The 18277-nt window shown below is 44.7% G+C and carries 14 protein-coding genes; 4 read left to right on the forward strand and 10 right to left on the reverse strand.

From position 1 onward, the window contains the following. Positions 1 to 65: 65 nt before the first annotated feature. Positions 66 to 1217, reverse strand: a complete 1152-nt coding sequence (locus GWR56_RS01680; protein WP_162429454.1) for an acyltransferase — start codon at positions 1215 to 1217, stop codon at positions 66 to 68. A 194-nt stretch (positions 1218 to 1411) separates the two neighbouring features. On the opposite strand from GWR56_RS01680, the gene GWR56_RS01685 reads away from it, so the two are divergent. Beyond that, entirely contained in the window at positions 1412 to 2206 is a 795-nt protein-coding gene (locus tag GWR56_RS01685) for a hypothetical protein (protein WP_162429455.1), read from the forward strand. Positions 2207 to 2217: 11 nt separating this feature from the next. On the opposite strand, the gene GWR56_RS01690 is transcribed toward GWR56_RS01685, so the two are convergent. The 6 genes from GWR56_RS01690 to GWR56_RS01715 all read right to left on the reverse strand — a co-directional run bounded on the left by GWR56_RS01690 (position 2218) and on the right by GWR56_RS01715 (position 8457). Continuing rightward, positions 2218 to 3192 carry a hypothetical protein gene (locus tag GWR56_RS01690; RefSeq protein ID WP_162429456.1) on the reverse strand — a complete coding sequence of 325 codons (975 nt, stop codon included), beginning with the start codon at positions 3190 to 3192 and terminating at the stop codon, positions 2218 to 2220. A 93-nt stretch (positions 3193 to 3285) separates the two neighbouring features. Beyond that, on the reverse strand, positions 3286 to 5439 hold the full coding sequence (locus tag GWR56_RS01695; protein WP_162429457.1) for a GH92 family glycosyl hydrolase: 2154 nt from the start codon (positions 5437 to 5439) through the stop codon (positions 3286 to 3288). 57 nt (positions 5440 to 5496) lie between these two features. After that, the gene (locus GWR56_RS01700) at positions 5497 to 6180 is read right to left on the reverse strand and encodes an SGNH/GDSL hydrolase family protein (RefSeq protein ID WP_162429458.1); all 684 of its coding nucleotides are present in this window, start codon (positions 6178 to 6180) and stop codon (positions 5497 to 5499) included. Positions 6181 to 6366: 186 nt separating this feature from the next. Continuing rightward, on the reverse strand, positions 6367 to 7017 hold the full coding sequence (locus GWR56_RS01705; protein ID WP_162429459.1) for a hypothetical protein: 651 nt from the start codon (positions 7015 to 7017) through the stop codon (positions 6367 to 6369). A 68-nt stretch (positions 7018 to 7085) separates the two neighbouring features. Further along, on the reverse strand, positions 7086 to 7850 hold the full coding sequence (locus GWR56_RS01710; protein WP_162429460.1) for a helix-turn-helix domain-containing protein: 765 nt from the start codon (positions 7848 to 7850) through the stop codon (positions 7086 to 7088). Positions 7851 to 7932: 82 nt separating this feature from the next. After that, positions 7933 to 8457, reverse strand: coding sequence for a hypothetical protein (locus tag GWR56_RS01715; protein WP_162429461.1), 525 nt, complete (start codon positions 8455 to 8457; stop codon positions 7933 to 7935). Between the two features lie 107 nt (positions 8458 to 8564). On the opposite strand from GWR56_RS01715, the gene GWR56_RS01720 reads away from it, so the two are divergent. Continuing rightward, the gene (locus GWR56_RS01720; RefSeq protein WP_162429462.1) at positions 8565 to 8867 is read left to right on the forward strand and encodes a DUF1330 domain-containing protein; all 303 of its coding nucleotides are present in this window, start codon (positions 8565 to 8567) and stop codon (positions 8865 to 8867) included. 51 nt (positions 8868 to 8918) lie between these two features. On the opposite strand, the gene GWR56_RS01725 is transcribed toward GWR56_RS01720, so the two are convergent. Beyond that, positions 8919 to 10475, reverse strand: a complete 1557-nt coding sequence (locus GWR56_RS01725) for a serine hydrolase (RefSeq protein WP_162429463.1) — start codon at positions 10473 to 10475, stop codon at positions 8919 to 8921. A 279-nt stretch (positions 10476 to 10754) separates the two neighbouring features. Between GWR56_RS01725 and GWR56_RS01730 the strand changes: the two genes are divergently transcribed. Beyond that, positions 10755 to 11198, forward strand: coding sequence for an Hsp20/alpha crystallin family protein (locus GWR56_RS01730; RefSeq protein WP_162429464.1), 444 nt, complete (start codon positions 10755 to 10757; stop codon positions 11196 to 11198). Positions 11199 to 11246: 48 nt separating this feature from the next. Here the strand turns inward: GWR56_RS01730 and GWR56_RS01735 are convergent, their stop codons facing one another. Both GWR56_RS01735 and GWR56_RS01740 read right to left on the reverse strand, forming a co-directional pair. Next, positions 11247 to 11936, reverse strand: coding sequence for an SGNH/GDSL hydrolase family protein (locus tag GWR56_RS01735; protein ID WP_162429465.1), 690 nt, complete (start codon positions 11934 to 11936; stop codon positions 11247 to 11249). Between the two features lie 16 nt (positions 11937 to 11952). Then, positions 11953 to 14847, reverse strand: a complete 2895-nt coding sequence (locus GWR56_RS01740; RefSeq protein ID WP_162429466.1) for a glycoside hydrolase family 38 C-terminal domain-containing protein — start codon at positions 14845 to 14847, stop codon at positions 11953 to 11955. Positions 14848 to 15030: 183 nt separating this feature from the next. On the opposite strand from GWR56_RS01740, the gene GWR56_RS01745 reads away from it, so the two are divergent. Then, positions 15031 to 18222 carry a GH92 family glycosyl hydrolase gene (locus GWR56_RS01745; RefSeq protein WP_162429467.1) on the forward strand — a complete coding sequence of 1064 codons (3192 nt, stop codon included), beginning with the start codon at positions 15031 to 15033 and terminating at the stop codon, positions 18220 to 18222. Positions 18223 to 18277: the final 55 nt, after the last annotated feature.

Consider the following 18277-nt stretch of genomic DNA (forward strand, 5'->3'; position numbering starts at 1 on the left):
GTGCAAAAATAGAGAATTTGAAACAAGCCTGCTGATGAAATAAAATTAAAAGTGCCTGGGTAATATCAAACTACCTTATTCACACCAGGAATACGCACTATTGCCAATCCTAATAAAAAGCTAAGTACTACCGCTGTTGGTGCAACAACCAATAGTTTTATAGCGGGATCTATGCCCCAGTTCCGTGCCATAACCGATAAGGAGATGATGATAAGCGGGTGAAAAATATAAACAGCGAATGTGCTGCGCGATAATTTGCTCAGAAAAGCCGATGACTTATTCCACCTGTATTTGCCAATGCCAAGCAGCGAACTAATAATAGCAAAGCCCACCAATTGTTCCCATACGGCATACCATAACGATTGCCAGTGGATGCCGCCGGTAAACCAGGCTACCGGAAAATTGAGCAAATTGCGTACAATAAAAAATAAAGGAAAGCCGATAAGCACCACGCACAAGGCAATTGTACGCATACGTTTACCAGTTTTGTACTCGGCATGGTTAAGCCATTTACTTTTCGAAGCTATCAACCCCAATATGAATAAACTAACATACTGAGGAAAATGCCCTAACTGAAAACCTACCGGTTTTAACACCCATCCTACCGGAAATACGATGCGGACAACGTAGCTGATAACACCGATAATTAAGGCAAACACTAAAATGGTTGTAACGGTTGGCATGGCAACTGTCTTGCTTGTCTGCTTAATTACTATACGGTATAAAACATATATAAAAGTGAACAAAAGCAGCGCGGCAACAAACCAAAGAACACCGAAATCTATCCAGCTATTAAAGCCGCCTAAGTATTGCAGGTATGTTATATGATGCTCCCCGACCCAATTATATGGAATATAGCTAAGTATCGGCGAAAGAATAAACGAATAAAAAACTAAAGGCAGGCCCAACCTCATGAGGCGGTCGGTAATGAATTTAACGGGGCCCTTTTTATCATAAGAAGATGGTACAAACAATGCCGACAGGAAAAAGAAAAAGCCCATAAAAAAAGCCTGGTTAACAGCTACAAATGCCGTCATGGGGATAAGGGCAGCTGTAAGCGTGGTTTTTTGAGTATAATACCAGCCACCCGGCGCTCCGTATGCTATAAAGGAATGGTGCATTATTACCAGCACGGTAAGCATCACTTTAAGATGATCGATATAATTTATCTTTTGTTTGGGATGAACAAGCGCCGGCTGAGCTTCAGGTTTAGACATTGTATTGGATTATAGCATTCAAATGTATATGAAAAATTGCTTTGTTAGACATCTGTAATTTGATACACATCTGTAAGAATTTGAGTCTGCAAGGCGATAAACGTTACAAGCACATGCTCAAAAAAGCAAATTACCCTTTGCAGTTAACACGATGTTTGTAACTTGTACAGGTAAACCCTATGTAACCTTAATCCATGAAAGATTCAAACAAAATATGGCGGATATTTTTCGCTGTCGCCATAATAGCTATTGCTATACAGCAGGTAGTATTTTCAGTTTATATGCCCGTTATAGTCCCCTGGCCCAAGGATCTTGTAACATCGCACGTGGCAGTTTGGGTAGGGAGCATTATACTGGCTACCTTGGGTGGGCTGATAATTGTTGATAACAAAGCACGGCCGGCCGCTGTTTATTTAGGGCTGATATTCCTGACACTACTGATTATATTTCATATACCCAATCAGTTCAGGACCACACCTGCTTTTTTAGGAAGCTGGGCTAATGCACTTAAAATATTCGCTTTGAGCGGCTGCGCGCTTATAGTTGCTGCATCGGCGCCAAAATCCGGAGCCTATGTAACAGGGTTTGAGGCCATCATACCCGCCGGCCGCTTCTTTTTGGCTATAACCATGTTTGTGTTTGGCATAGAGCATTTTGTTTACATAGACTTTGTGCCGGGGCTTGTACCCCAATGGGCTGTCTTCCCTGTTTTCTGGACTTATTTTACAGGCGCAGCGCTCATCGCGGCGGGCTTAGGAATAATGCTGAACATAAAACTTCGCCTGGCAGCAAATTTACTGGGTTTAATGATATTCATATGGTTTTTGCTACTCCACATTCCACGGGCACTTGCGGATCCGCGAGGTTTACATGGCAACGAGATTGTAAGCGCCTTAGAGGCATTGGCATTTAGCAGCAGCGCGTTTATACTTGCCGCTATCAGCAAAAACAAGGACGGTGATTTTAAGCGTAAAAGAAAAAAGGCTTAACAGTTATACAGCTAGTATCTCGTAGCCTCGAAAATAAACCAGGCGTTTAAAATGATATAAGCCACCAACACAACCTGCGCAAATATGAAATCGAACTTTTTGGCTTTTTCAATTTGTTCGCGCTTTACCATTTTCAGAGAAAGTGAAGTGCCGATAATCACCGCCAAAATGAATATCAGGGTAACGCCATGAAGGGTATCAACCAGCGTAAATGTAGTGGATTCGGGAAGCGACGAATCGACTATATACTTGTTACCAATAACGGCAAAAAGGGCGCCAACGCTTAAACCAAAGCGTGAGTCGATACTATCCGTGTGGATGTAAAAGCACATATAAGCTATCAGGAATGCGACATACATCCCCAGGAACATTTTCCAGAACAAACCCATAGCATTTCTGTCCAGCTGCACCCTAACTTTAAAGTTGCTGTATTCGGTATGGGGCTTGGCCAGGCTCTCGTCGCCAAAACCGGTTTCGTAAACTTTGATACCTGTTGATACATTCAAACTATCAATGTGCCAGCCGCGCAGGGTGAAGCGAGGGTCGAAATGCTTGCCCAGTGTATCGGCTGCAAACACCAGCGACTTCGAATCAAATTGCGAATTTTCGATCGAGAAACGCAGCTTCTGCCTGTCGAACGGAAAGTTATTTATAGCCCAGGAATCCTTCATTACACATTGCAGCTTCATCAGTAAATATATCCTGTTGTCGCTCGAATCTACGGTTGAGTAAGAGGTTGTAACTGATTTGGCTTGCGGTACTTCCAGGTTGTGCAAAAAATCGAACTTTTTGTTCTTATATTTAAGCCACAGCCACAGATTAATGCTGTATTCTTTATCCTTAAAATTTATATCGTGAATGCTGGTGATATAAATGCCGCTGTAAACGGTATCAGGACGTGCCGTCTGAGCCGTCACAGATTCACTTGAAAAAACTGCTGCCAGTACGGTAAATGCCAAAAACAATTTACCAATATATTTTGCCATTATAAGGATTTGAGGTATAAGCTAAAAATAGATATTTTGTTTGACTATTAACATCATACAAACCTATATCTTAAAGCTGGTACCTCTTAGCACTTATTTAGTACCGATAGTTACCGTTCCCCCGGTTTTGAAAAGGTCGTGCGATACAAAATAGCCCTTGTTCTCTTTTCCGTTCACTTTTACCGATATGATGTGCCTTCCTTTTCCAGGCTTGGTTATGGTGATTGTTTTACCATTGCTTGTGCGCCATTTTACCTCATCAAAAAGCGGTACGGTAACAATATATTTAGGGTCGGTGGCCGAGAAGGGGTATAAGCCAAGCGAGCTAAAAACATACCATGACGACATTTCGCCGGCGTCGTCCATGCCGCTAAGCTCCAGACCTTCTTCACCAATTCCGTATAAATTTTCCATAATAAAATCAAGAATTTTCTGGGTTTTTTCGGGCTTATTGATGAAGATATAAGAGAACGGCGCCTCGTGGTCGGGCTGGTTACCCTGGCAATACTGACCAATCATAGTTTCAACATTTCGCGCGATGTAATTGGGGTTCCAGGGCAGGGTGAACAATGAATCTAATTTTGATTCGAACCCTTTTGGCCCGCCATACAGTTCTATCAGTCCAGGCATGTCGTGCGGCGCAAAAAACGACACCTGCCAGGCATTTGCTTCCCGGTACATGTATTCGTAATACGGAAACTGCGGGTTGAAATTTTTTACCCATTCTCCATTCTCAAGTCGCCCCCTCATAAACCGGGTAGATGGGTCAAAAACGTTTTTGTAATTCTTTGACCTGGCCATCAGTATCCTGTAATTGGCGGTATCGCCGAGTTTTTTTGCGATCTGTGCTACCGAATAGTCGTCGTACGAATACTCCAGGGTTTTGGAAACGCCCGCTTTAGCTTTGGTTTCCACATCGGGGTGGGCAATGTCAGGGGTGGATATATAGCCTTTTTTAATATATTCGGTGATGAACGGCCGTGTGCCGCCCTCTATGTTAGCATTTCGTAACAGCAGTTGGTAAGTGCCTTTTATGTCGAAGTTATCAATACCCCGCAGGTATGCACCTGCGATAGAGGATGCCGCGTGGTCGCCGTGAAAAAAAGTTGGGATAAACCCGGTTTTATCGCCCACATCTTTCATTGATTTAATAACGTTAAGGGTAACCTGCGGCGTTATTAAACCTAAAAGCACATCTTTATTGCGGTAAGTGTCCCACAACGATGGCTCGGTGTAGTAGGTAATACCGGTGTTGGCTACATTTCTTTTCGCATCGGTAAATTCTCCGTTAACATCGCTGCGCAGCGCAGGCCATAAAAACGAGCGGTACAGGCATGAGTAAAACATCTGTGTTTGTTTAGGCGTGCCACCCTTCACCTGTATAGCCGATAACAGCTTTTCCCATTTTTGCGTAGCCTCGTTACGAACGGTCTCAAATGATTTACTACCTATCTCTGCCTCAAGGTTTTGTTTCGCATTTGCTATGCTCACAAACGACAAACCTATTTTAAGTTCTACAGGCCTGCTGCCATTTGCCAGGGTTACCAAAGCATAACCGGTGTGTTTGCCCTCCTCCTTTTTATCCAGTTTCTCTATATTGGTGTTAAGGCTCGCATAAAAGTAAATTTTCTCGCCCCCTTGCTGGTAACCTTGTAACGCTGATGTGCCCACCTGCTCAATACTCCAGTTGGATATCCGGTTATTGGCTTTTGCCAGATCAAAAAGTATCTGCCTGTTGGCGTTATTTTTATACTCGTACCTATGGTACCCCGCACGCAAGGTAGATGTTAAGCTTACGTTCACCTGGTAATCATCAAGGTATACCTGATAAAAGCCCGGCGCAGAACTTTCCCTTTTGTGTGAAAACCTCGAGCCAAACTTCTCGCCGGGATTTGAAACCGGTAATACAGGAATGTTGCAAAGATTCCAGTGCCCTTTGTTAGTATGGGTAAATCCCAGTATCACCGAATCTTCATACTGATACCCCGCACCCGAGCCATATGCCGTCATGGGGCTTAACTGTACCATTGCGTTGGGCAGCGAACTGCCCGGAAACACCAGCCCGGCCCATGAGCGCCATCCCTCGGGCAGTTTATAACCAAGCACTTTAGGGTCGTTAAGCGGCGCTGTTCCAATAAAGGTGTTTACATATTTGGTATAGTGCGTTTGCTGGGCAATGGCGGGCACGCCGGCAGCAAGGGTAATAATTAACACTAAATACGAGATGGTACTGGTAATGCTTTTCATGGGAGTGTATGGTACCCGCAACATTTTACGGATATGATAATAATATTAGATAATGCTTTATTTTTTTGACAGTGCTGCCTTTATCGCTTTTTCGGCAAGCGGCTCCATTATTTTGTAGCCTTGTAAATTGGGGTGCACCCCATCCTTTGACAGGCGGGCAGGCAGCCCGCCTTTAGCATCGGCCATAGCGCTGAAGTAATCAAGGTAAACAATGCCGTTCTTAGCGGAATAGGCTTTAAGCATTTGGTTAAGCGCTTTAACTTTTGCCCCGGGTTGTATGGCGGGCCGCCAGGGGAAACTTAAAGCAGGCAGCACCGACGACAGCACAACTTTAATATGGTTGGCTTGTGCAAGCTGCGCCATTGATACGATGTTCCCGAACACATCTTCGAGTTTTGACGGCCCATTGTTTTCGGCAATATCATTTATGCCTGCCAATATTACTACTACACGCGGTTTTAAGTTGATCACGTCCTCGCGAAAACGGACCAGCATTTGCCCGGTTGTTTGGCCGCTTATGCCGCGGTCATAATAGGGTTTGCCTGCAAAAAACAATGAATCGTTGGTTATCCAGAAATCGGTTATCGAATCGCCCATGTAAACTACACGGTTTTCGCCGGCTACAGGTGGGGGTACTTTGCTGTTAGCATCCTGGTATCTGCCGATATTTGCCCAATCCTGTGCCCGGGCCGCACCTATAGCGCAGGTAAAAAGCAGCCCCAATAGTATTCTTTTGATCATTATATAAGATGTATTCGGATATAACCATACATAGCCAATCCGTTAAGTTTACATAGGTACCGGGCGCTATCGCCCGCCATTATAATAAGATGCAATACCGGGCCGCATCCCCCAAAAGAATGTGAAATTTTAATGTGTTGTACCCGTTTCTTTTTTTGTAACGATCTAGATGAGATATGATGACGTTCAGGCTAATTTTGACATTAGGCTATCATAGCGTTCATCTTCCAGTTCGGTTTTTAGTGCGGCCAGCACCTGCCCGAAGGCATCCTGAGGGGCGTTCGCTTTAAAACCCGAAAGCATGCCCAGGCTTTCTTCTTCACGCTGCGCAGGCACGATATATTTCAGCCAAAGCAGTAACGTAGGGAACGCAAGCCTTTGCATGATCTGATTGCGCTGCCCTGTCAGTTCTTCATCACTGAAATTTTGCTGCAGCAAAACTTCAGTGACGGTTTCCTCTTCATAAATGTGTTCAAGATACTGGCTTTGAAATAAAGAGAAGGCAAGGTAAAATTGATGGATCTCTTCACTTGTTTCCTGACCGGTGAACCTGGAGAGCTTTTGCGCGAGCGAATGTTGTACAGTTTCTAATTTTTCATGATCGGCCACATCATGGCCGGAAGCGCCCGGAACCCTTTCTTCCAGTTGTTTAAGCGTGTGTTCATTTTCGGTATGCACATGGTCGTCCAGCAGGGTAAACATTTCCAGCCCTAATTGCTTTAAGGCTGCTAATTGTGCCGGGGAGCCGAAATCTGTATGCCCTAAACGGATGGCAAATTTAGAGATAATGTGACGCAGCCCTTTATGCGGCGCTGCAAATGATCTGATACTTGACATGGCTTTTAAAATTGATGTAATACAAAATTGCCATTATACCCATGGCTGTAATTGTAAAAAATCGTTTATTAACGGCCGGAGAAGAAATTTTCCGGAGACTCGCCGGTGAAATTTTTGAATGCTTTAATAAAGTGCGCCTGATCGTAAAAACCTGAGTGATACCCCAGATCGGTTAAGGGCTGCCCCTGGTAGTGCTCTTGCAGCGTATGCTTTAGCCGCACAATGTTTGCAAACTTTTTAGGTGAGGTGCCTACTACCCGCCTAAATCTTTTCTCAAGTGGGCTCTGACTGGTGTTTAATATTGTTAACAATTCCCCTATCCTGATATTACCCTTATGCCGATTGATCAATGTAACGGCAGCTGCTACTAAAGGGTCCGGGTTTACCGGCTTCATCCGTTGCAGCAGGAAACGCTCAACCAGCCTTATGCGTCCTACATCTGCTTTTGCCTCACAAAGCTGTTCCTCAAGGACCATCAACTCCGAAGCAAGCATAAAATGATCCAATGAAAGGCTTGCACCAAAAAGCTCGTGCATAGGTATATTGAAAAAAGGCGCTGCGCCCCCTTCGGCAAAAAAGACCAGTACCGTACCGATGTTTGCCGAATTGTTAAATACCCGGTAACTATCCCTCAACCCTGTAATGCCGGCGCTTGCAAGGGGTGTTTCAGAGCCGTACTCAAGGTACGACAGCTTTCCCCGGTATTGAAAACCAATCACCAGGCCGCTATCGGGCAGAACTTTATAAGTATCTGCAGCAGCATTTTCTGAAATGACAAACGACTTCACAAACGGTTTTAATGCATCGCACGGAGTATAGGTATCGAACTTCATCTTAAAAAAACCGTCTTATGCCTTGCATTTACTATAACTGCTGTTGGCTTACAACAGCGGTATAGGCTATCGTACGCATGCTTTATTTCGCCGGGTTGTGTCGTATCTTCTCGTCGTACAGTACTATTTTACCGTTTTTAAGTAAAACGTCATCCGTGTAATAAAGCGAATCGGTTTTGCCTTTTTTATCAGTCCATTTTTCCATGTACCACAGGGTAACCCAGGTGTCTTTTTTATCCGGGTAATAGGTTGTCATCCACGATTCAAACTCCTTTGATACCGAAACCAAATCACCGCGCATTTGGCCGATAATGTTTGCCAGACTGTCCTTTTTACCCGTAAACGCAAAATTATCTGCCAAAAAGGTAACGGTATCTGCAAAGCTTGCCACGGCCCCCTTAATGTCGCCATCTACATACTTTTTTAAACAGTTAAGTACTATCTGCGCGTTCTTTTCGTCGCCCTTCTCCCATTTTATAGAATATTTGGGCTTAAACGGGTAATTGAGGGTCGAAACGGTGTCGGCTTTAGTTTGCCCTGTAGTATTTGTTTGCTTACAGCTTATTAATGCAAAGGCTAATATGGCAAGTGCAAGTATTTGTTTCATGGTTTAAAGGTTGATTATCAAATAGTTTATATTGATAAATATATGAAATTGAATTATATAATGGACACCTACCTGTTCAATAGAGCAAAATTTATTAGCTTTATATTATGCTATACATCACCCAGCTTATTTACGTCAAACCAGGTCAAGAAAATGTTTTTCACCAGTTTGAAGATATCGCCATCCCCCTAATTGAAAAATATAACGGCACTTTAATGCTGCGCGTGCGGCCGGATGAGCAGGCTGTGATAGAAAGCAATATAGATGCGCCTTACGAAATTCACCTGGTAGAATTTAAAGGCGAGCAGGATCTTGATAACTTTATGAAAGATGAGGAACGGAAAAAGTTCCTTCACCTTAAAGAACAGTCCATAGAATCTGTTATGCTGATAAAAGGTGTAAAAATGTAAATAACAAGCCTATAACCTTTATGCACCACACTTGTTATTTTTATCAGGACATTATTTTGCCCTTACAAAATCCAGGTCCTGAAAATCGTAGCTGAAATCGGTAGCAGGCGAAATAGGTTTCATTTTAAAGCCCAGCGGTTTACCATTTTCGTCGGTGGTAAACATTACAAAGGCATCGGCATCCATACTGCGCTTGTTCCACTTTACTACGTAAGTATTGCCTTTATAGTAAAACATTTGCCCTAACAGCAGCGGAGAGCGTTTAGCGGCAAACCAAAGTTGTCCGTCCTTTTGGCTGATGGTAGCATCGCCCAGCCAGTTATCGTGATAAGTGCCTGCATATATGCTGCCATCTGCCCAGACTTTCTTTTGCTCGTCCACCTGTTTCCAAACAGCATCAACAACTGCAGTAGCGCCGCCGGCATTCATTTTTTCTACATCGCTGTAAAGTTTTACCCAGTCCTTACCGGTATCGCCAATGTAGCTGTCAACAATCTCGTTAGTTACCGAGGTAAAAGCCGCGCCCGACTGCTGGTTGGTTAGTACAATAACCCCCAGTTTAATTTCGGGGAACAGGGTAACCTGGGTGACCATACCATCTAACCCGCCGGTATGGCTTGCTTTTAAATAGCCCTTAGCATCGTTTAAAAACCAGCCTAAACCATAGCCGCTAAAATGTGTGTTGTAAGGCCCGGGTACGCTAACGGGCAGCGCGGTTTGCACCGTCCACATTTCGTGGTGCATACGGCTGCTAAATAAGCGCTTACTTAGGTTATCGCCATATTTACCATCATTCATTTGCATAATAATCCACTTGCTCAGGTCGTTTACGCTACTGTAAATACCACCTGCGGCATTGGTAGGCTCGCTGGTGCTACGTGGTATCACCACCACTTTACCATTTACCGGGGCGTGCGCGTCAATATAATTTCTTGTGTTTTTGATCCGGCTGTACGAGGCGAAGCTCCCCGACATTTGCAGCGGCTTCATGATGCGGGTTTCAATGAAATCTTCCCAGCTCATACCGCTTACACGGGCAATAATCTCTCCGGCTACAATATACATCTGGTTATCGTAATCAAACTTACTGCGAAAGCTGCTCGCGGGTTTTAAGTAGCGCAGGTTGTGTATAATATCCTTTACCTTAAAATCAGCCGAATCGGGGAAGATCATCAGGTCTCCTGCTCCAAGCCTCAATCCGCTGCGGTGGGTAAGCAGATCGCGTATGGTAAATTCGGCCGTAACATATGGGTCGTACATTTTAAATTCGGGGATGTAGTCGGTAACCTTGTCATCAAGCTTAAGCTTTTGCTCGTCTGCCAGCATGCCTATTGCTGCGGCTGTAAAAGCTTTACTGTTTGATGCAATGCCAAACAGCGTGTTGCCATCAACCTTTTGTTTAGTGCGCAGCGATGCAACACCATAGCCGTTTGAATAAACCAGCTTACCGTCTTTAACAACAGCCACGGCAATCCCCGGCACATCAAAGGTTTTCAGTGCCAGCTGCACCAGGCTATCAATTTTTTCCGGGGCCATTTGCGCTTTTACGGTGTTTACGCTTAACGTGCCTGATAAAACGGCGATTGAGAACAGGTATCTCAGCTTCATGTGTGTGGTTTTGATTGGTTGAATATAAGTATTATTTATAATGCTAATACACCAGAAATAGCGGCGCGTATCTATCAATGGACAAGAACTGACATGAGGCTTGTGTTATTGGACACAACCTTGAAAAATTGACAGCTATCGGCTGTAATATTTTCACTTTCTGTGCAAATTTTTCAGTCATTCCTACTTCTTTTTGCTTTGGCATTGAGGTTGATACCTTTAATATGAGTTTAATTATTTATTAGTTTAATCATTAAAATTATTTAAGGAGGACAACCGATGACACTGGTTAAATTTAATTCCGACAAAAGAAGCAACGGTTCGTTAATGCCCGGCTTTAACGATGTTTTTGATTCGATCTTCAACGACACATTTTTTAGCGACCGCATGGTAGCCCGCGTGCCGGCGGCTAATATCAGCGAAACGGAAGATCATTTTCATGTGGAACTGGCAGCGCCAGGCTTAAAAAAAGAGGATTTTAAAATAAACCTTGACCGCAATGTGCTGAACATTTCGGTGGAAACCCAAAATGAAAACAACAATACGCAAAAGAATTACAGCAAACGCGAGTACAGCTATAGTTCGTTCGTGCGTTCGTTCACACTGCCCGAAACCGCCGATTATGAGAACATCGAAGCTGGCTACAGCGATGGTATATTAAAGATAGACATTGCCAAACGCGAAGAGGCTAAAGCGGTGCGCAGGCAAATAGAGATAAAATAAGTTTTAGTATAGCAGCTAATAAGGAGGCCCCTGTATAGAGGGCCTTTCTTATTTCCCTGTTAATTTTTTCAAAACCAGCGGCGCTACTATTTCCCGGGCCCCGTTTTCATCAGGATGTATCCCGTCGGGTACGTATTTAAGATATTCGGCCGTCCCCCGGTTTAATATTTTCTTCCAGTTGTTGTAATGATCAATTAACAACAGCCCCCTTTGTTTAGCTACCTGCCGGTACATATTGTAATATTGCAGCAGGTGTGGCCGCTGCTGCGCATGTACATTTATGGGGATGTTCATTACCTGCAATATTACTTCGCATTTGGGGTTAAATAATTTTATCCGGTCTATCATATAATTCAGGTTTAGCCGGGCCAATGCCACGCTGGTTTTATAATCCAGGAAGGCATCGTTCATGCTGAATTCCATCAAAACCGCATCGGGCTTTTTGCTTATTACGCTATCTTCCAGGTGCTGCACACCCCAGGTAGACCACATGGCGCTCCTGGCCGCGTTATAAACCGTTAAATTCTGTTGATATTTATTGTTAATAGCGTCGCTTACCGCTTTAACCCAGGCCTGCCCCCCCTCCGCGGCCGATAAACTTGTGCCATATACCACCAGCGTTTGCTTTTTGCCCGCGGCCAGATTTTTTATCAAATGGGTTTGAGCCAGCGAAATTGAAGGCAGCAATAATGCAATAAACGCCGCCCCAATAACTGTTGTGGTTAAGAAATACCTCATATATTCTTTTATTTTATCATTTAGTTACGCTTACTGAGCCGTAAGGCGCTATACTGATTAACTTTTCAGATCCGTCCTTCCACTGCAAGTTTACCTTTTGCGGCTTGTCAGAAACCGAGCGTAGCTTCACCTCGGGATGTTTACTGTCACCATTTTTCTGGTAAGATAACAACATTATCTCCGGGTTATCAATCGTAACCAAAGCATTCACCTTGGTTTTGCCCGTGGTTTCTACCGCGATAAGCGGCCTGTTAAACTCCACCCCAAAATGATTGGCTGTAACCGCGTCATAAGCCCCGTGCAGCAGTATCCCGTACCGGCTTTTTATTATACCACCTTGCTCCAGTGGGAAATTAGTATCCCAATGGTTGTTCAGCATCCACGATATGATAGTTTGAGGTTGCGAGACATGCTTTTCCCACAGGTCACCTTGTCTTGCACCGTCTAAAATATTCCCGGTTATCGACCCAAACTCCACTATTGGCGATTCTACCGACGTCCAGGTTACTCCTGAGTTTTGGTTTGAAACATCTATCCACCGTTGAAAAGCCAGCCAGTTTTTGTTGGTTCCCTTTAGCTGGTCCCGCTCGGGCTGCATAACCCCCAGGGGGATATCCATATGGGTAACCCCCTCGGGCACGTTAAAACCAAACCCGAAATGTATACCCTCTTTTTGACGGGTTGAGATTTTATCAACAGTATTAATTATCTCTACAAAAGGCTGGCTTTTATAGAGCCGTATCTCGCGGTTCAATCCTTTGCAGCCTTCTGCATCAGCTTGTACACTTACCGAAACTAATAATGGCCCGATTTCCTTAATGCTGATCTTCGCGTTAGTGGCATGGGTGGGCGCGGTAACCGTATCCTTACCGTTGCGCACGCCTTTTACATAATTATAGCTATTTAAATCAAAACCCGATGCGGCGTTGACAAACTCCTTTTGATCCTTGAGCCTAAGCAGACTTATGATATTGCCCGTTTTTTTATCCAGCGTTATCTTTACCTGGTTGTTGCTTAAAAAACCTATCCCGGCTTTAAGGCTCCGGTTGCCTTTGTAGGTGCCCGGCACCACCTTATAAGCTTTAGAACCCAAAGCGGGCAAGTTATCCGCGTAAAAGATCAATTCGCCTGTACTTAAACGCTGCACGGGCATTTCTGTGCCGTTTTTATCCACCACGCGATTACCCGCACGGCTCATTTTGGCATCCAGTATAACTACTCCTCCACGCGCCCATGATAGGGTGTTAAATACAGAAATATACCCGCCGTTAATCTTTTTTACATTTTTAAGGGCATCCGCGATGAGTGCATTGCTTTGTTTTTCGGCATTCTCAAAGTATGCTGCTTTGTTTGCCTCTACCTGTTTGGCAAGCGGGGCTTTAGGGTTTTGGTAACCCCAGGTGTGCTCTGCCGAAAGCAACAACTGTTCCCAGCAATCATTAAACCGGTTTACAGGGGCCGGGCGTTTATTACCATTCAGCATTGGCCACAACGTTTCAGCCTGAACCAGGTTTTCTTTTGCCCTGCGGCCCATACCTACCCTTAACGCGTCCGAGCCAAGCCCCTCCGTCCAGAATTCGGTTATATCGCCGCTGTACGTGGGTATAATGGCAGCATACTTTTCTTTATAAGCATTCAGAATATCCCTGCTGCCGGCTATAATTACCTTTGGGTAGGCATATTTCTGGTTCCATAGTTTTACTGCTTCGGGCAGGTCGGCATCTATCAGGCAGTTATCAGCCATTGACCAGGTCATGGCATAAATATCATACGGTGAACCTTCCCGTTCCAGCCTGTCGGTTTCATGGAAAATAAACGGATCGATAAAATTAGCGCTTGGATTTTTGGTACTCACCCTGTCAATAGTATCCGAATAGGATTGCAATATTTTGAGCCCGTACTTACTGCCTTTAACGGTATAGCCGTAGCCATAAGGGCTGCCCTGCAAAAAAAGTATCTTGCTTTTACCATCTGGGCCCAACCAATAAAAGGGTTTGTGGTCCCACACCCTGCGCAGATCGAAATAATTAGGGAAATTGATAAAGCCATCAATGCCGCTTTGTTTGGCGGCTTGCACCAAGCCCCATGCCGCGCCGGGCAGGTCCATCTGCACCATGGTATGGATAGGTACTTTTGTTTGCTGCTCTATTTTAAGTTTATTGCTAAACATCATTTGCAGTTCCTCGTCAGAGCAAGTGCTGGTATTGATGTTAGAGTGGCCGCCGTCTATCTGAAGCCAGCCTTTCGTCACCGCGTTATTAAATTTCGCCTTTTGCTGCGGGGTAGCCTGCGCAAGGTACTCATCTACTACCCAGGTGGCCTCAGTGTTCCATATAAAACGTGCGCCTTCGGGGTAATTCTGTGTTTTTTCTGCCAGATCGATACCTACATCGATATTACGTACATGCAGCTTCCTCACCGTTTCCTGCAGATTAGTATAGCCTATATCTACATGGCTATGCGGATATATATAAACCGTCCACTGTTTTTTTACAGGTATGGCTACAGTGGCACTATATTCTTTTCCACTACAATATACATTAACCTGCGCAGATGATGCCACCTTAACACCAACGCCTTCGGGAAGCAAAACGGCTACTCCGTTTGTAGCATTCTCAAACTGAAATTTTGATTCTTCGGCTTTGTCATCGCACTTTACTGCTACTTTTACATCACCCTTTAATATCCTTTCTTTAAAATATAGGATTATCTCACGCCCCGGCTTGCCGTCATTCCTGTATTTGTAATAAGGCTGTACGTAAACGGTCAAATTTGCCTCTGAAGGGCTTTCCCTGATGTCTGGCACGCTACCCGCAGCTTTCAAACTATGCAATCCTATCACCAGCAAAAAAAACAAAAATCCTACATGCGAGCGGTTAACGCTGCAGCGGGAGGCAGAGCTGTAAATCATAAAAGATAAATTTTATAATGTATGTATGTACAAACATATTAATTTTTTTTTATGTTTGTCAAAGAGATTGCTCCTTTTGAGGGGTTGATTAAGTTGGTTTTATTAGTAAGCCCTTGGTTACAGGGGCTTACTTTTGATTTCATCGGTATCTTGCACCAAATTATTACACCTTTAATACACAAAATGAAAAAAAGATTTTTACTGCTTTGCCAGCTTACCATCGGTTTTGTAGCGTATTCGTATGCGCAGCAAACACAGAAAGCCATTTGGAATGTTGGTAAAACTGATAATTCAGGATCGGAATTTGCGCTTGCGCCAAACGGTTTTAAAAAATTTGTAGGGCAGGATTTTGGCTACGAAGACAAGTTTTATTTAGTAGGCTATTCTAAGGAGAAAAAAGACTTTCCATACGTGCTTCCGGGCCCGGTTGATACATGGGGAGGTACCTGGCCTACTGCCGGCTGGCGTACAAACCAGGTAAACATACTATTTGGTTTAGACAACGTGCCTGCCAAAGGCGATTATAAATTAGTGATCCGGCTGGCAGATTATGCCAAGCACTTTTTACCTGTGCTTAAGATCAGCATAAACAATCAGGACGAAAGGATACAACTTTCCGCCGCCGGATATGATGTGAATAAGCAGCGCAGCCCCAGGTTGGATGAAAAACTGGTTGATACGGCATCGCTTACGGGCAATCTGGCCGCTGCTACACCAAAAACTATTGAGATACCTATTAACCCCGGCATCATTAAAAAGGGCGGCAACAACGTTACCATTACAGTTGTAGAAGGTTCGTGGATAATGTTCGATAAGGTAAGCCTGGAGGGTCCCGCGCAGGCGCGTGTAAAAACTCCCGGCCAGATGTATATCGGCACTGTAAAGCCGGCCCAATATCAATTGATATCAAACGGCAAACCGATGCAGCCATTGCTGATAAACGCTACACATTTAAAGGGTGCGCCCAGGATTAGTGTAAAATTAGATGGCCGTACCATTTTTAACGATGTTGTAGAAAAAGGCGATTACGAATTTGAGGCGTTAATGCCCGCGGTTGCTACCGCGAGACAGAGCCGCTACAGCATTTTAGAAAATGGTAAGATCATACAAATCGGCGTGGTAAACCGCTCTAAACAAAAAATACAGACACTCGCAAATTACGTCGATACCCGCATGGGTACTGCTCACTCCCGCTGGATGATAGCGCCCGGCCCCTGGATGCCTTTCAGCATGGTAAAAATGAGCCCCGATAACCAAAACGCCGGCTGGCAGGCGGGCTATCAGCCTACTTACGAAAGCGTGGGCACATTTAGCCATATACATGAGTGGACCATGGCCGGCCTGGGCATTTTTGCCAGCAACGGCAAATTAAAGACCACTATGGGCGACGAACAGAAACCAAGCTCGGGCTATCGTTCGCTTATTGACAAACGCACCGAAGAGGCGCCGATAGGTTATTATAAGGTTGACTTAAAAAATTATGGCATTAAGGCTGAAGTTACCGCTACAACGCGATGTGGCTTTGAACGCTTCACCTTCCCGGCAAACAGGGATAGCGCCCGTATACTGGTAGACCTGCACGTGCCCGCCGAATACAATTACCAGTTGAAAGAAATAAAACTGAAAAAGGTAAGCGATTACCGGATAGAAGGATCGGCACACCAGGTTTCGCCGGGCGTTTGGAGCAACGATGCCGAGCAGGATTATACGCTGCACTTTGTTGTTGAATTTGATAAGCCTATCAAAAATATGGGTGGCTGGGTAAACAAAACAGTAAAATACAGTAACGAATTTGAGGCCAACGGCGCTAAAGAAGCCGGTTTGTTCCTGGAGTTTGATGCCAAACAAACCCCGGTAGTGCAGGTAAGGTCAAGCATATCGCTGGTAAGCGTTGATAATGCGCGGCAAAATTTAAAAACCGAGGTAACCGACCGGTTTGGATGGAACTTTGACGCGGTAAGGCAAAACCAGGTTAACACCTGGAATGACATTTTTCACCGGGTTAAAATTACAACTACTAACAGGTTGGAGAAAGTGCGCTTTTATAACTCGATGTACAGATCAATATGCAGCCGCAACACCTGGAGCGATGTTAACGGCGAATGGCATGGCACCGACGGAAAGATACAAAAGCTGAAAAACAAGGATGATGTAGCCTTAGGCTGTGATGCGTTTTGGAACACCTTCTGGAACCTGAACCAGATGTGGAACCTGGTTACGCCCGAATGGAGTAACCGTTGGGTTAACTCGCAATTGGCCATGTACGATGCTTACGGCTGGCTGGCAAAAGGCCCCGCCGCCATGAACTACATCCCGGTGATGGTTGGCGAACACGAGATACCGCAAATGATATCGGCCTATCAAATGGGGATACGGAACTTTGATGCCAATAAGGTGCTTGATGCTGCTGTAAAAATGCAAACCACCCCGGCGCAGAAAGTATATACCGGCTTTGCCGGTAACCGCGACCTGGTTGAATACATGAAGCATAAATACGTACCGTCTGACAATGGCCGTTTTTCGAACACAATGGAGTATTCTTTCGACGACTGGACCGTCGGGCAGTTAGCAAAGTCGTTAGGCAAAACTGATATCTACAACAAATTTAACGACCGTGGCTACTGGTGGCAAAACGCTATTGATACCGCAGGCTACTGCCACATGAAACTGGCAAATGGCGAATGGGTGAAAAATTTCGACCCTTTCCGTAGTGGGGCTAACGAGGAATATGTTGAGGGCAATGCCTGGCAGCTTACCTTTTTCGTTCCGCAGGATGTTCCGGCCTTGATCAGTAAGATCGGCAAAAAGAAATTTATCGATCGCCTGGAGTGGGGCTTTAAAGAAAGCGAGCCGTGGCGCTATAACGGTATGAACGACCAGTACTGGGATTACCCGGTAGTGCAGGGCAACCAGCAGTCTATGCATTTCGCATTTTTGTTTAACTGGGCAGGTAAACCATGGTCTACCCAAAAATGGAGCCGTTCAATCATCGATCGTTTTTATGGTTATGGTGTTGCCAATGCCTATTTAGGCGATGAAGACCAGGGACAAATGAGCGCCTGGCTGATCATGGCTTCAATAGGACTTTTCCAAACTGACGGCGGAACCAGCGCAAAACCGGTTTACGAAATAGGAAGCCCGCTTTATCAAAAAATAGAGATAGACCTGGGACAGAAATTTGGCCGTGGCAAAAAGTTTACCATCGTAGCTAAAGGGGCATCGCGCAATAACATGTACGTGCAGTCGGCAACGTTAAACGGGCGTATATTAAATTCATTTAACTTCCCGGCTTCCGAGTTGTTAAAAGGCGGTTCGCTGGTACTAACCATGGGGCCAAAGCCAAACGAAAACTGGGGGCTCTTGAACGCGAAGTAATATCTTTAATATACAAAGCCTGCAATAATATTGCAGGCTTTGCTTTTTAAACGGC

It is taken from the genome of Mucilaginibacter sp. 14171R-50, assembly GCF_010093045.1.
GTDB lineage: Bacteria > Bacteroidota > Bacteroidia > Sphingobacteriales > Sphingobacteriaceae > Mucilaginibacter.